Source organism: Glaciimonas sp. GNP009 (assembly GCF_054343755.1).
Genome location: NZ_JBTGUV010000004.1, coordinates 3,920,908 through 3,935,845, shown reverse-complemented (window position 1 = coordinate 3,935,845; position 14,938 = coordinate 3,920,908). Strand labels below are relative to the sequence as shown.

The 14,938-nt window shown below is 51.3% G+C and carries 10 protein-coding genes; 8 read left to right on the top strand and 2 right to left on the bottom strand.

The window, feature by feature from the left end:
- Nucleotides 1-59: 59 nt before the first annotated feature.
- A complete protein-coding gene (locus ACXX82_RS18275) occupies nt 60-1,454 on the bottom strand; it encodes an ATP-binding protein (RefSeq protein WP_322237143.1) in 1,395 nt (464 codons plus the stop codon).
- 4 nt (nt 1,455-1,458) lie between these two features.
- On the bottom strand, nt 1,459-2,190 hold the full coding sequence (locus ACXX82_RS18270) for a response regulator (RefSeq protein WP_322237141.1): 732 nt from the start codon (nt 2,188-2,190) through the stop codon (nt 1,459-1,461).
- A gap of 220 nt (nt 2,191-2,410) precedes the next feature.
- Here ACXX82_RS18270 and ACXX82_RS18265 point away from each other — a divergent pair, with 220 nt between their 5' ends.
- The 8 genes from ACXX82_RS18265 (at nt 2,411) to tnpB (ending at nt 14,911) form a co-directional block, all read left to right on the top strand.
- Complete coding sequence (locus ACXX82_RS18265) at nt 2,411-2,935, top strand: Spy/CpxP family protein refolding chaperone (protein WP_322237139.1); 525 nt, start codon at nt 2,411-2,413, stop codon at nt 2,933-2,935.
- 475 nt (nt 2,936-3,410) lie between these two features.
- The gene (locus tag ACXX82_RS18260; RefSeq protein WP_458563436.1) at nt 3,411-4,847 is read left to right on the top strand and encodes an MdtA/MuxA family multidrug efflux RND transporter periplasmic adaptor subunit; all 1,437 of its coding nucleotides are present in this window, start codon (nt 3,411-3,413) and stop codon (nt 4,845-4,847) included.
- A gap of 77 nt (nt 4,848-4,924) precedes the next feature.
- Nucleotides 4,925-8,074: an MdtB/MuxB family multidrug efflux RND transporter permease subunit gene (locus ACXX82_RS18255; protein WP_323506224.1), complete on the top strand. Its 3,150-nt coding sequence runs from the start codon at nt 4,925-4,927 to the stop codon at nt 8,072-8,074.
- Nucleotides 8,075-8,157: 83 nt separating this feature from the next.
- Complete coding sequence (locus ACXX82_RS18250; RefSeq protein WP_458563435.1) at nt 8,158-11,376, top strand: efflux RND transporter permease subunit; 3,219 nt, start codon at nt 8,158-8,160, stop codon at nt 11,374-11,376.
- Between the two features lie 128 nt (nt 11,377-11,504).
- A complete protein-coding gene (locus tag ACXX82_RS18245) occupies nt 11,505-13,082 on the top strand; it encodes an efflux transporter outer membrane subunit (protein ID WP_458563434.1) in 1,578 nt (525 codons plus the stop codon).
- A gap of 235 nt (nt 13,083-13,317) precedes the next feature.
- Nucleotides 13,318-13,749 (top strand): EamA family transporter, encoded by a 432-nt coding sequence (locus ACXX82_RS18240; RefSeq protein ID WP_205319682.1) that lies wholly within the window; start codon nt 13,318-13,320, stop codon nt 13,747-13,749.
- A gap of 425 nt (nt 13,750-14,174) precedes the next feature.
- On the top strand, nt 14,175-14,567 hold the full coding sequence (tnpA, locus tag ACXX82_RS18235) for an IS66-like element accessory protein TnpA (protein WP_458563433.1): 393 nt from the start codon (nt 14,175-14,177) through the stop codon (nt 14,565-14,567).
- The gene (gene tnpB, locus ACXX82_RS18230; RefSeq protein WP_458563432.1) at nt 14,564-14,911 is read left to right on the top strand and encodes an IS66 family insertion sequence element accessory protein TnpB; all 348 of its coding nucleotides are present in this window, start codon (nt 14,564-14,566) and stop codon (nt 14,909-14,911) included. Before tnpA ends, tnpB begins: the two co-directional genes overlap by 4 nt.
- Nucleotides 14,912-14,938: the final 27 nt, after the last annotated feature.

Genomic DNA, 14,938 nt, shown 5'->3' with positions numbered 1-14,938 from the left:
ATTTGATACATCAAATTAAGGAAACCTAACCGGCCAGGAAAGGAAGCCTCCCAAACCATCTACCCATTTCCCGGCAATCGCAAAGTAACCTCCAACCCACCCTCCGGATGATTTCTCAACGTCAATCCTGCTCGGTGATTCTCAGCGATATTACGCGCAATCGTCAATCCCAAACCCGTCCCCCCGGTATCCCGTGAACGCGATGTTTCAAGCCGGAAAAACGGTTCGAATACTGCGGCCAGTTGATCCTCCGGAATTCCCGCACCGCCATCGCGTACCGTTATCACGATCTGAGTGAGATCTCCTGCACCTTCGCGACTTATTTGCAAACGGGCATAGCGACCATATTTGACGGCGTTGTCGACCAAATTGGTGAGACAGCGGCGTAAAGCATTGGGCTGGGCCATAATCGACGCCCGCGTCAGGCCTTTCAGCGTCACGTCCTGACCAGCATCGGCTGCATCCGCGCAGACGCTATCAAGCAGCGAGTCGATGTCGAGCAATTGCATCGCTTCTGCCGAATCCATGCTGCGCGCCAAATCCAAACCTTCGCGCACCATGCCTTGCATTACTGCCAAATCCTCGATCAATTTATGGCGCAAATCGAGATCATTCACTTTTTCGAATCGCAACCGCAATCGGGTTAATGGCGTTTGCAAATCATGCGTGATCGCCGCCAGCATGTGGGTACGATGCTGAATTTGCCGTTTGATTCTGGCCTGCATCGCGTTGAATGCATTTGCCGCCTGGCGGATTTCCGTCGGCCCTACCGCTTTCAAGGGAGGACGGTCAATATCGCGACCAAGCGCGGACGCCGCCGCCGCAAGTCTCTTAATCGGACGCGCGGTCATTTTTGCGACCACGTACGCGAGTAATCCAATTAAGAGCAAAAATAAAGCGAAATATGGCGAGAAAGCAGGCAAGCCGGGCGGACGTCCGCGCAGACCGCCAGGGTCTCGCATCATACGCAACTTCAGTTTAAGTAAAGCGCCATCTTTCAAGCTAACATACACCACCTGACATTCGTCAACCCTTGGTCTACCACGTTCAGCCGGACCACCGGGGCCGCCCAGACCAGCTAATCTACCAGGCCGCCAATTACACCCAATCTGTTTGGATACGACGATTTGGCGGTTTGTACCCAGCCTGGTTCTTAATAACGCAGCAAGGGAGGCATTGTCTGGAGCGACGTTTTCGGTATCGTTCGCCAGACTGGCTTCCAGCCCAAAATTTTCACTAGCCTGCAATACCGTCTCGCGCATGTCGGGGCTGACGTCGTCCAACGACAGCACGATCTGTTCCACCCGTTCGGCGATTCGGAAATCATACAACTCACGGAATGCGTTACGGCGTTCGTTATCCGCCAGCCAACTGGTAGCGCCAGCGGCGACTAACACCCCGGCAAGTAAAATGAGGAATACCCGATTAGCAACTGAGTCAAAAAAATTCTTCACGAATTCACGACTCGACCGAAACCGACGTTGCCAGAACATAGCCTTCGTTACGCACCGTTTTAATGATACTTGGCGTGCGGGCGTCGTCGCCCAGCTTTTGTCGTAAACGACTAATTTGAATATCCACCGAACGGTCAAAGGGATCAGCCTCACGACCTTGCGTCAGCTCCAGCAATTGATCACGGTTCAGAATACGATTCGGATGATCGAGGAAAACCTTCAGTATCCGGTACTCCGCTCCCGATAGCGCGACAACGACGCCCTCCCGATTGACCAAATGGCGGGCGATCAGATCGAGCGTCAAACCGGCAAACTGAATTTGCTGCGCTTCCGGCGTTGCCATATTGGGCGGCAGCGCTTGTGTTCGACGTAATACACTGCGGATACGCGCAAACAATTCGCGCGGCTCGAACGGCTTGGACAAATAATCGTCAGCCCCCATTTCCAGACCGAGAATCCGGTCAAGCGGCTCGCCTCGCGCAGTTAACATAATAACTGGGATCCCAAAATGCGTAGGATGCGCACGCAGCGTCCGGCAAAGCGTCAATCCATCTTCGCCCGGCAAAGTAAGATCGAGCACGATCAGATCAACCCGCGCCTCCTCCATTACCCGACGCATTTCGGCACCGTTGTTCGCCGTTAATGTGCGCAAACCGTTGGCGTCCAAATATTCAGCCAGTAAAGTGCGAATTTCGCGATCGTCATCGACCACCAATATGTGAGCAGTAGTATCCATGGACTCGATTATGGCAATTGATTCAGGCAATGGCGAAACTAATTTTGTATATTTGCATATCCAAATGGCGTCTGGATACATTGCGATACAAAGTTGGGCTTACGTAACACACGGGGTTACAAACCAATAGCAAGGCGAAAGATAGTTGATACACAGATGCGGTTTAATGAGTTCTGTGCAGATTACCTGCTCAAGACAACTCTCCCTGAAAGGATTCATCATGTTTAAGTTTCGCAAACAACTTTTGATCGGCATCACCGCTATTGGCTTTGGCGCCATGGGGATGAGTGCCCACGCCCAAAATACCACCGGTGGTGTACCTGCCGTTGAAAAAGCGGAAGCTGCGCAAATGCATCAACCTCCAACGCCTGAACAACGCGCAAAATTTGAAGCGCGTATGGCTAAACGACAAGCCAAATTGCACGATGAGCTAAAAATTACTCCCGCACAAGAAGGTGCCTGGAAAACCTACATTGGTCAAATGAAGCCAAACCCTTCAGGTATGCCAATGCACCGTCCAAGTGAAGAAGAATGGGCCAAACAAACAGCGCCTGAGCGTATGGATCATCGTATCGACATGATGAAAAAAATGGAAACACGCATGGGCGAACGTGCCGCCGCGTTGAAACAGTTCTATGCAGTGTTGACGCCAGAACAACAAAAAGTCCTGGATAAACATTTTAGCCATCATCACCGTGGCCATGGTGGCCCTCGTGGTCATTGGGGCGAGCAAGCAGGAAAGTAAAACGGATCAATAACCGGTAGCCACGACTTAGCTTATCTTTCTAAAATTTTTACCTTAATAACGATATTTATTAGAGATGACGGCTTAGTAGAAATTTCCATTTAACGTATGTCGACCACTATCAGAAGCCTCGCGTAATCCTGCCTGAGGCTTTTGGTACATGGTTGATCTTCAAAAAAGTTAAGTTGGCATAAATATAATTACCTTATTTTGTTTAACGATATCTGTTAACAAAGCTACTTTCGGTAAATTTTTCTCAGATACGCGAATAATGCACTTATCAAAAGTTGACAATAAACACAGTATGATTGGCAATACTGCGATTTGCTGAAATCCTCTTTTACGTTCTTTGTAATACTTTGCCTGAATTATTACGCTGGTAAAATTTACTCGTTACACTGCTTCAACTTATCCACAATTGACTGACTTCCGGCCCGCGATGAACACAACCCCACCACCGAATAATCAAAATTCTATGACATCAGAGCAACCAAATTCTACGGAAAATAAACCTGTCGGGTCATTCCGTCGTTGGTGGTGGCTATTGTTGATCATTGTATTAGGGGGTGCGGCATACTTCTTCTGGGGCCGCAATACACAGCAAGCGGACGGTCAAAGCGCAACAATGCAGAGCGGTGGTAAAGGTCGCCGTGGCATGGCAGGCGGCCCAAACAGCGTTATGCCGGTTGGTGTGGCCAGCGCTACTATCGCCGATGTGCATATTTATCTATCTGGCCTTGGTAGCGTCACACCCGAAGCCACCGCAACGGTCAAAAGCCGCGTCGACGGGCAATTAATGAAGTTACATTTTAAAGAAGGCCAAACTGTCAAAGCTGGTGCTTTATTAGCAGAACTCGATCCACGTCCTTATCAGGTTCTGGTTACCCAAGCGGAAGGCCAACTTGGTCATGACAACGCATTACTAAAGGCTGCACAAATTGATCTGAAGCGCTATCAGACTTTATTGGCGCAAGATTCCATCGCTAGCCAGTTAGTCGATACCCAGGCCGCACTCGTCAAACAATACGCCGGTACAGTTCAAGCAGATCAGGGCACGTTAGACAATGCACGGCTACAACTTCTCTATTCGCGCGTGACTGCGCCGATTAGCGGTCGACTTGGTTTGCGGCAGGTTGATTTGGGTAATGTCGTGCACGCTTCGGATACCAATGGTGTGGTAATCATTACGCAATTGCAACCGATTACCGCCATTTTTAGCATTCCGGAAGACAATATTCCTAGTGTCATGAAGCAAATTCAGGCTGGCAAAACATTGCCCGCGGAAGCGTGGGATCGCTCGCAGGCCAATAAATTGGCCACCGGTCAATTTGTCACCATCGACAATCAGGTCGATGCCACAACCGGCACTGTCAAATTAAGAGCGGTTTTCCCTAACACCGACTACGCGTTGTTTCCGAGTCAGTTCATTAATGTGCGGATGTTGCTTGATACTTTATCCGGTGCGACCGTCGTTCCAAGCGCAGCCATCCAGCGCGGAAGCAGCGGCAACTTTGTGTATGTCGTCAAACCCGACAAGACGGTTACTATCCGTCCAGTGACCGTTGGCCCAGTAGAAGGTCAAAATACTTCTATCGCCAAGGGAATAACAGCGGGCGAAATCGTGGTGGTAGACGGCGTCGATAAGCTGCGTGAAGGTGCAAAAGTAGAACCGGTCAAGCGCGGTGCAGGTGGCGCAATTGGCGATGCAGCAAGCCCGACCAATGGTCAGAAACATGGCCACCGCCGTCAAGCTGGTCAAGATGCTTCAGCAGCAGCGTCAGCTAGTGCCAGTGCCAGTGCCGATGCTTCCAGCGGTGGTAAACCGGCGCAGACGACAGGCTCGACGGATGCAAAGGTTGATTCAAAAGCTGACTCCAAGTCTGCTTCCCCGCAGCCAGCGAAACAGCCATAACCTGACCGACGCAACAACGCAACTAATATAGCTTACGCAACCGACGACTAATTAACGTATAACGACGACCATAGCGCATGAATCCATCACGGCAGTTTATTCTCCGGCCAATCGCCACCACCTTAATGATGGTCGCCATCTTTTTGGCTGGGATCGTCGCCTATAAGCAGTTACCGCTATCGGCCTTGCCGGAAGTCGACTATCCGACGATTCAAGTCGTCACGCTCTATCCGGGAGCCAGTCCGGACGTCATGACCTCTTCGGTCACAGCACCGTTAGAGCGCCAGTTCGGGCAGATGCCCGGACTCAACCAAATGTCATCCACCAGTTCTGGCGGCGCATCGGTTATCACGCTCCAGTTCACTCTCGCGCTGAGTCTGGATATTGCCGAGCAAGAAGTCCAGGCAGCGATCAATGCCGCCGGTAATCTGCTGCCGTCAGATTTGCCGACCCCGCCAATTTATAACAAGGTCAATCCAGCCGACACACCGATTCTGTCACTTGCCATCACGTCAAAAACTCTGCCGTTACCTAAAGTTCAAGATCTGATCGACACCCGTCTGGCACAAAAAATATCGCAAGTTCCAGGCGTAGGCCTCGTCAGTCTCTCCGGTGGTCAGCGCCCTGCGGTGCGATTGCAACTTAATCCACGCGCAGTAGCAGCGCTCGGGTTGAACCTCGATGACATCAGAACCGCCATCGGCAACGCCAATGTGAATCAGGCAAAAGGCAGCTTCGACGGCCCGACAAGGGCGTCAACCATCGATGCCAACGACCAGTTATCCTCCGCCAATGAATACCGTAATCTGATCATCGCTTATAAAAACGGCGCCGCCATTCGCATCTCCGATATTGGCGACGTGGTCGATGATGCAGAAAACATCCGCCTTGCAGCATGGGCCAACAACGCGCCGGCCGTTATTTTGAACATCCAGCGCCAACCGGGTGCCAATGTTATCGGCGTGGTTGACAGCATCAAGAAAATCTTGCCGACTCTGCAAGACACGTTACCCGGCGCGATCGATGTCAAGATCCTGACTGACCGCACCACCACCATCCGCGCATCTGTCAAAGACGTCGAATTCGAATTGATCCTGGCGGTGATATTGGTTGTGATGGTGATTTTCGTCTTTCTGCGCAACATACCGGCCACTATTATTCCTAGCGTCGCCGTACCGTTGTCATTGGTCGGCACATTTGGGATTATGTACATGGCTGGATTTTCGATCAATAACCTGACGCTGATGGCGCTCACCATTGCGACCGGTTTTGTGGTCGATGACGCGATTGTGATGATCGAAAATATTTCGCGCTATATCGAGCAAGGCATGAAGCCGTTACAAGCCGCGCTAAAAGGCGCAGAGCAAATTGGCTTCACCATCATTTCGCTGACCTTCTCTCTGATCGCTGTGTTGATTCCGCTGCTATTCATGGGTGATGTAGTCGGCCGATTGTTTCGGGAATTTGCGATTACGCTGGCGGTCGCGATTCTGATTTCAGCGTTTATTTCGCTGACCCTTACTCCGATGATGTGCGCCAAGTTGCTGCGCCATACGCCGGAAGCAGAACAAAGCTGGTTCTATCGCAAAAGCGGCAATTTTTTTGACAATATCATTGCGCGCTATGGCAAAGCCCTGGTCTGGGTTCTGAAACATCAAAACGCTACGTTGTTAGTCGCCCTCGGAACACTCGCGTTAACAGTCATCCTCTATATTTTCATCCCAAAAGGTTTCTTTCCAATACAGGATACCGGTGTGATTCAGGGCATTTCCGAAGCTGCGCAATCCACTTCGTTTGGCGCGATGGCGGAACGCCAGCAAGCACTGGCAAAAGTCGTACTGGAAGATCCCGCGGTCGAAAGCTTATCCTCGTTCATCGGCGTTGACGGCACTAATACTACGCTCAATAGCGGCCGCATTCTGATCAATCTTAAAGCCCACGATACTCGCGACGTCAGCGCCACCGATGTCATCCGTCGTTTGCAGCCAAAGTTAGCCCGCGATGTACCGGGCATTACCTTGTACATGCAACCCGTACAAGATCTGACCATCGAAGACAGCGTCAGTCGTACCCAATATCAATTTAGCGTGGAAGATGCAAACGGACTTGAACTGACAAAATGGGTACCGAAATTAATTGATAAATTACAGCAACTACCGGAACTAGCTGATGTCGCCAGCAATCAGCAAGATATGGGATTACAGGCCTATATTGAGATCGACCGTAACGCAGCATCGCGTCTTGGCCTGACAACAGCGGCGATTGACAATGCTCTTTATAACTCGTTCGGCCAACGCCTCATTTCTACTATCTACACCCAGTCCAATCAATATCGGGTGGTGATGGAAGTACAGCCGGAATTTCAAAAAGGCCCAGCCGCGCTCGACAGTATTTTCCTGGTCGCCGCCAACGGCAAGCAGGTCCCGCTATCCAGCATTGCTACCGTCAGCGAGCGTAACGCGCCGCTAGTGGTGAACCATATCGGGCAGTTCCCGGCAACCACGATCTCCTTTAATCTGGCTCCTGGCGCATCGTTGGGCGCAGCAGTTGATGCGATACGTGTCGCTGAGAAAGAAATCGATTTGCCAGTCAGCATCCAGACGCGGTTCCAGGGCGCGGCGCTGGCATTTCAGGCTTCGCTAAGTAACACGCTCTGGCTGATTCTGGCCGCCATCGTCACCATGTATATCGTGCTTGGCGTCCTGTACGAGAGTTATATCCATCCCATCACGATTCTATCCACGCTACCATCCGCGGGCGTCGGAGCGTTATTGTCATTGATGATTTCTGGCAATGATTTGGGCATTATCGGCATCATCGGCATTATCCTGTTGATCGGTATCGTTAAAAAGAACGCGATTATGATGATCGACTTCGCCCTGGATGCAGAACGCAATGAGGGATTGTCGCCGCATGATGCGATTTATCAGGCCTGCTTGCTGCGTTTTCGGCCGATTTTGATGACCACCATGGCGGCGCTACTGGGTGCATTGCCGTTGATGCTTGGCACCGGCGTCGGCTCGGAACTACGTCAGCCGCTGGGTATCACCATGGTCGGCGGCTTGCTGGTTTCACAGGTATTAACCTTGTTCACCACGCCAGTTATTTATCTTGCATTTGACCGTCTGTCACGACGCTTTAAGGCGCGTTTTGGCAAAGCCGACAATGACAATCAAGATGACGATGATCAAGATGCGCGCGCGCCTACCGAACCAGTGCGGCCCTAATTGCACGTCGTTATGCTAATCAAAAAATGGTCCAAAGAGTCGAAAAAAGAGCGGCTCAAAAAGTGTATCAATAAAGTGCCCCTATGAATATTTCGCTTCCTTTTATTCAGCGACCGATCGCCACAACGCTTCTGACGATCGGGATAGCGTTGGCCGGTCTGGTGGCGTTTCGGATGCTGCCGGTATCGCCATTACCGCAAGTCGACTTCCCCACCATTTCGATCTCGGCATCCATGCCCGGAGCGAGTCCAGAGACTATGGCGGCGACGGTTGCGACCCCGCTCGAACGGGCGCTAGGTACGATCGCCGGAGTCACCGAAATGACTTCTTCAAGCTCGCTCAATTCCACGCGTATTACCTTGCAGTTCGATTTGAGTCGGGATATTGATGGCGCGGCGCGTGATGTTCAAGCGGCCTTGAATGCCGCACGTAACCTGTTGCCAACCGGCATGCCGAGTAGTCCCACCTATCGCAAAGTCAATCCCGCCGATGCGCCGGTAATGATTTTATCCTTGACTTCGGACAGCTTGACGCCAGGCCAGATTTACGATGCTGCCGATACGATACTGGCGCAAAAATTGTCTCAGGTTGCTGGTATCGGCAGTGTCAGCGTGGGCGGCAGTTCGCAACCGGCAGTTCGGATCGAGTTAAATCCAACTGCCCTTAACAAATATGGTATCGGTAGTGCTGACGTTCGCACCGCCGTTGCCGCAACCAATGCCAATCGTCCCAAAGGAATACTGGAAGACGGTGACAGAAATTGGCAGATTTACGCTAACGACCAAGCCAAGACCGCCGCTGAATACATGCCGTTAATCGTATCGTATCGCAACGGCGCTCCGATCCGCGTGCAGGATGTTGCTACCGTTTTGGATTCTGTTGCCGACCTGCGCAATGCCGGTTCCGCTAATGGCAAACCCGCCATTCTGGTCACCTTGAGCAGACAGCCGGGTGCGAATATTATTCAAACGGTCGACAATGTTCGCGCGATTTTACCGCAGTTGCAGGCTTCCATTCCATCCGCTATCAATCTTAATATCGCGATGGATCGCACGCCGACTATCCGAGCATCGCTGGTTGATACCGAACATACGTTATTGATATCAATCGCGCTGGTCATCATGGTGGTGTTTATGTTTCTGCGCAATGCACGTGCCGCGCTGATTCCCACCGTCGCGGTGCCAATCTCGTTGATTGGCACATTTGGCGTGATGTATTTACTCGGCTATAGCCTGGACAATCTGTCTTTGATGGCGCTGACAATCGCGACCGGATTCGTCGTCGATGATGCGATCGTGGTGCTGGAAAACGTCTCGCGTCATGTTGAAGAAGGTATGACGCCGTACGACGCCGCTATCAAAGGCGCGCGTGAAGTTGGCTTCACCGTCCTGTCGATGAGTATCTCGCTGATCGCTGTTTTCATCCCGATTCTGCTGATGGGCGGTATTGTTGGCCGCTTATTCCGTGAATTTGCGGTCACGCTGTCGGCGGCTATTCTGGTGTCACTGGTGGTCTCCCTGACGACTACGCCGATGATGTGCGCGCGCCTATTAAAACATGAGCCAAACCGCAAGCAAGGACGCTTCTTCACCGCTACCGAACGCATGTTTGATGCTGCGCTAAGCGGGTATAAACGTTCGCTGACCTGGGCGCTGCGCTTTGGGCCGCTGATGATACTGATTTTAGTGGGAACCATCGCGCTGAATATTCACCTGTACAAGATTATTCCGAAAGGCTTTTTCCCGCAACAGGATACCGGACGCCTGATTGGCGGGATTCAGGGTGATCAGGCGATTTCTTTTCAGGCGATGAAAGTCAAGCTGAATACTTTTGTGGCAATCGTTCAAAAAGATCCCGCGGTCGAAAATGTCATTGCCTTTACCGGTGGCAGCCGACGTAATAGCGGGGTGATGTTTATCACGCTCAAGCCGCTGTCTGTGCGTAAACTATCCGCTGATCTGGTCATTGCCAGATTACGCGGCAAACTCAGCCATGTTCCGGGCGCAAATCTCTTCTTGCAATCGGTACAGGATATTCGCGTCGGTGGTCGCTCCAGCGACGCACAATATCAATACACTTTGCAATCAGATGACATCAATCAGTTACGCCTTTGGGAGCCCAAAATACGGGCTGCACTGGATGCATTACCAGAACTGGCCGATGTCAATACTGACCAAAATGATAAAGGTCTGCAAACCTCGCTGGTGATTGACCGCGAGACCGCCATCAGAAGCGGCGTGACACCGCAATTAATCGATTCTTCGCTCAACGATCTATTCGGTCAACGCCAGATTTCAACCATCTATAGCGGAATGAATCAATACCATGTAGTGATGGAAGCATCCCCTGAATATTGGCAAAGTCCCGAAATTCTGCGCAATACCTATGTCAGCATTACGCCAAAAAACGCCAATCTCTCCCCTACAACTTCAGCCTTAGGAACACCGCCAGCGCTGACCGCGAATGGCCAGTTGGCGTCAAATTCATCGCTGGCACAAACGCTTTCCACTGCGGTCGAAGCACAAGTCCCGCTATCTTCATTCTCGACGTTTGCAGCGACCAATACCGCACTCTCGGTGAATCACCAGAGCCAGTTTATCGCCTCCACTATTTCCTTTAATCTACCACCGGGGAAATCATTATCCGAGGCAACGTTAGCCATCAACAATGCCATGAGCCGACTAGGTGTTCCGACCTCGGTCCACGGCACTTTCGCTGGAACGGCCAACGTGTTTCAGTCTTCTTTGAACAGTCAGCCACTATTGATCCTGACGGCACTACTGGCGGTATATATCGTGCTGGGAATATTGTATGAAAGCTATATTCATCCGCTGACGATTCTATCGACCTTGCCATCTGCTGGCGTCGGTGCACTGTTGGCTCTGCTCATCACCAAAACCGATTTCAGTCTGATCGCTTTGATCGGCGTGATTCTGCTGATCGGTATCGTTAAGAAAAATGCCATCATGATGATCGACTTTGCCCTCGACGCGGAACGCAATCGCGGCATGTCGCCACGCGACGCGATTTTTGAAGCCTGTCTCCTACGATTCCGCCCGATTATGATGACCACAATGGCCGCCATGCTGGGCGCAATACCGTTGGCACTTGGTCGCGGCGATGGCGCTGAATTACGCACCCCACTCGGCATCTCGATCGTCGGTGGTTTGATTGTTAGCCAACTCCTGACCTTATACACCACACCGGTGGTTTATCTTTATCTGGATCGCTTTAGTTTATGGTGGAAAGAAAAATTTAAACACGCTGACCATGAAACTGATGGCGAAAGCGCCCATGTTTGACCTAAAAATAATCCCAAAATTTGGTGAGAAATTATCGGAACAAAGAACGGTGCGAAGCAGCGGGCGCAAGATTTTTAGACATATTTTTAGGGCTGCCCTATTAGGCCCGATAAGTGGATGGAATTGATATGAAATACAATAATAGATTCACATTAGACTTATTGCGGAACCGTAACGAGCGCAGTGAAGTCAAGGCGCGGGTAGGCGGCTACGAAAGAAGCCGGTTACCGGCTACATTGTTAGTAGCCTTTTCCGTAGCGGTGTTAAGCGCCTGCGCGGTCGGTCCTGATTATGTCCGTCCGGTCATGGAATCGCCAACCGCCTTTAAAGAATCCAAGGATTGGAAAGTTGCGGAGCCGCGCGATCATGAACTTGGCGACCATTGGTGGGAAGGCTACAACGATCCCACACTGAACGCACTCATCACCCAGATCGACATATCGAATCAAAATCTGGCGCAAGCCGAAGCCAAATATCGCCAGGCGCGCGCGTTGGTGCAACAATCCCAGGCCGCATACTTTCCAACCGTTGGCGCGAATGTTTCAGCGACCCGATCTGGCGGAGGTGGCGCAAGCAATCGCACCAGTAATACCAACTCGACCAGCGGCAGTAGCTCTGCTTCAACTAGCCACTCGCTATCACTCAACGCAAGCTGGGAACCTGATTTGTGGGGGCGGGTGCGCCGCACAGTCGAATCAAATCAAGCCAATGCGCAAGCCAGCGCTGCCAACTTGCAGGCCGCAAAACTGAGTGCACAATCGGCATTGGCGCAGGATTATTGGCAACTGCGGATACTCGACGCACAGAAAAATTTGCTGCAAGATACCGTTACAGCCTATCAGAAGTCTTTTCAGCTAACCAAAAATCAGTATGCTGCGGGCGTAGTTGCCCAATCCGATGTCATACAGGCGCAAACCCAATTAAAATCGGCACAAGCTCAGATGATCGATCTCGGCGTACAAAGGGCTCAAACAGAACATGCGATCGCCCTGTTAGTCGGACAACCGGCGTCGACATTTTCAATCGCGCCGGCGCCATTGGTTGCGGTCGTACCAGCGATTCCTACCGGTATACCGTCGTCACTATTAGAGCGTCGCCCTGATATCAGTGCCGCCGAAAGGCTCGCCGCTGCCGCTAACGCGCAGATCGGCGTTGCCAAAGCAGCGTACTTCCCTGCCCTCACCTTATCCGCATCAGGCGGCTTTGAGAGCAATAGCTTTGTCAATTGGCTTAGTCTGCCAAGCCGTGTCTGGTCGCTCGGACCCGCGCTGGCCCAGACAATTTTCGACGGTGGCGCACGCAAGGCGCAAACCGACCAGGCCATCGCCAACTATGACAGCACCGTCGCCGGATACAAGCAAGCGGTCTTGACCAGTTTCCAGGAGGTTGAAGATAATCTGGCAGCATTAAGAATATTGGAACAGGAAGCGCAGGTGCAGGACGAAACGGTAGTATCCGCACGCAAAGCGGTAACGCTGATCCTGAATCAATACAAAGCGGGATTAGTGAATTACACCAGCGTGGCGACTGTACAAGCTACCGCACTTAGCGCAGAGAATTCGGCTCTTAACATTCTTAATCGCCGCATGGCTGCCAGCGTACAACTGATTGCCGCATTAGGGGGCGGATGGAATCAGAACGCATTACCGGACAACGCAGCCTTAAATCCCGGAAAAACACCAACAACATCACCCGCCCCAAATTAATTATTCTCCAAAACTGGTGAAGTATTTTCGGGATTGAGCGGACGTTTCCGGATAGTTCAGGTCTGCGACCAACTTAATTTGATCATTGTTTTAGATCATCAGACTCTGGATAATTGGTGTGAACTTGAGAATAAATGCATAGGGATGTAAATTAGCAATTTAGTAAATCAGCGACCTCGCGACTGAGAGTTAAGATACTACAACATCAGCTTGATAAACGATTCAGGAGAATCACATGGACTTGCGCAATAGTTGGCAGTTATATGCACTTGGATCGGCTTTTTTTGCAGGCCTGACCGCCATCTTCGGTAAGTTTGGCGTCACCGGTATGAACTCGAATTTCGCCACATTCATCCGCACCGTAATTATTTTGTTTGTCATTGCTGGTATTGTGACACTACGCAACGAATGGGAAAAACCAGCCTTGGTCGCCTCCAGCAACTGGTTATTTCTCGCACTGTCAGCCATCGCCACCGGCCTGTCCTGGCTCTGCTATTACCATGCCCTGCAAATCGGACCGATCACAAAAGTAGCCCCGATCGACAAACTCAGCGTCGCCTTCGCGATCGTATTAGGACTGTTGTTCGCTGGTGAGCAACTCACTTGGCCAATAGCTATCGGCGGATCATTGATCGTCGCCGGATCGGTCGTCATTATCGCGTTTTAGGTCGAATATAAGAATCGAGGCGATAAATTTTTCACCGCCGTTCGTGAAGGATTGGTATTAGCTGAACGGCGTCGCTGCTTATCTTTTTCCAATAGGTCAAAAAGATAAATGACTTATAAATTTCTTCTGGCGAGCCATTTCAAAAATCCCAAGGTTTTTTTTCTCGGAATTTTCACGCCGCGAGATAGCATAATCAAATCTGCCATGTCGTTAAAAACCGCTATTTTTTCCCACTCTCCTTCTGGCGCCAACATGTCAAAATGTTTCTCTACGGCGTTTATAAAAATAGTATTATCATCCGTATCTATTTTAAAATCATTAGTTACATGGTAAGCGTTCCCTCAGTACCCTCTACCCATAAACACCAAATTTCTGCATGATTTGAATGGGAAGGCACAAATTAATTGTGCCCACAAATTCACATTATGGACACAAATATTGGGACGGTTTCGCGAGCAAAGCGCGGCGCTTATCGCCAGCATTCAAGGGAATTTAAACGCAGGGTCGCCGAAGAATCTCTGGTGCCAGGAACTTCGGTATCGCGGGTGGCGCGTGCGCATGACCTCAATGCCAATCAGGTTTTTGCATGGCGCAAGCTATTTCATGTGGGAGCCTTTGAAACTGCCTCGGGCCCGCAGAGTACATTATTGCCGGTTGTGCTCAGCGATCCCCTGCCGGTAGATACACAACCGGTCTTTACCAGTACCGCTGTTTCCCCCGGGGTCATTATTCTGGAAGTAGGCAAAGCCCGGCTTCGACTCGAAGGCGTCGTCGACTCTGCCATGCTTGCCCTTGTTCTGGAACGGTTGCTCGCATGATTGGTCTGCCGGCAGGCACACGTATCTGGATGGCAGCGGGTGTGACCGATATGCGCTGTGGTTTTAATGGCCTGGCAGCCAAGGTGCAGACGGCATTGGCCGAAGATCCGTTCAGCGGTCATGTCTTCGTCTTTCGGGGACGGCGTGGAGATATCCTTAAAATTCTGTGGTGGACCGGCGATGGCCTGTGCCTGCTGGCCAAGCGCCTCGAACGCGGCCGTTTCATCTGGCCGCAGGCAACGGAAGGATCGGTGTCGCTCTCGCAAGCGCAGTTGTCGATGCTATTGGAAGGGATCGACTGGCGGCGTCCGGAATGCACGAATCGGCCCTCATCAGGCTTGTAAACATCGCCACACATGCGTAAACTGGCA

Coding starts and splice junctions, on each gene's coding strand:
- ACXX82_RS18245 (WP_458563434.1), top strand. CDS start 11,505: ATGAAATACAATAATAGATTCACATTAGACTTATTGCGGAACCGTAAC.
- ACXX82_RS18270 (WP_322237141.1), bottom strand. CDS start 2,190: ATGGATACTACTGCTCACATATTGGTGGTCGATGACGATCGCGAAATT.
- ACXX82_RS18250 (WP_458563435.1), top strand. CDS start 8,158: ATGAATATTTCGCTTCCTTTTATTCAGCGACCGATCGCCACAACGCTT.
- ACXX82_RS18265 (WP_322237139.1), top strand. CDS start 2,411: ATGTTTAAGTTTCGCAAACAACTTTTGATCGGCATCACCGCTATTGGC.
- ACXX82_RS18255 (WP_323506224.1), top strand. CDS start 4,925: ATGAATCCATCACGGCAGTTTATTCTCCGGCCAATCGCCACCACCTTA.
- tnpA (WP_458563433.1), top strand. CDS start 14,175: ATGGACACAAATATTGGGACGGTTTCGCGAGCAAAGCGCGGCGCTTAT.
- tnpB (WP_458563432.1), top strand. CDS start 14,564: ATGATTGGTCTGCCGGCAGGCACACGTATCTGGATGGCAGCGGGTGTG.
- ACXX82_RS18260 (WP_458563436.1), top strand. CDS start 3,411: ATGACATCAGAGCAACCAAATTCTACGGAAAATAAACCTGTCGGGTCA.
- ACXX82_RS18240 (WP_205319682.1), top strand. CDS start 13,318: ATGGACTTGCGCAATAGTTGGCAGTTATATGCACTTGGATCGGCTTTT.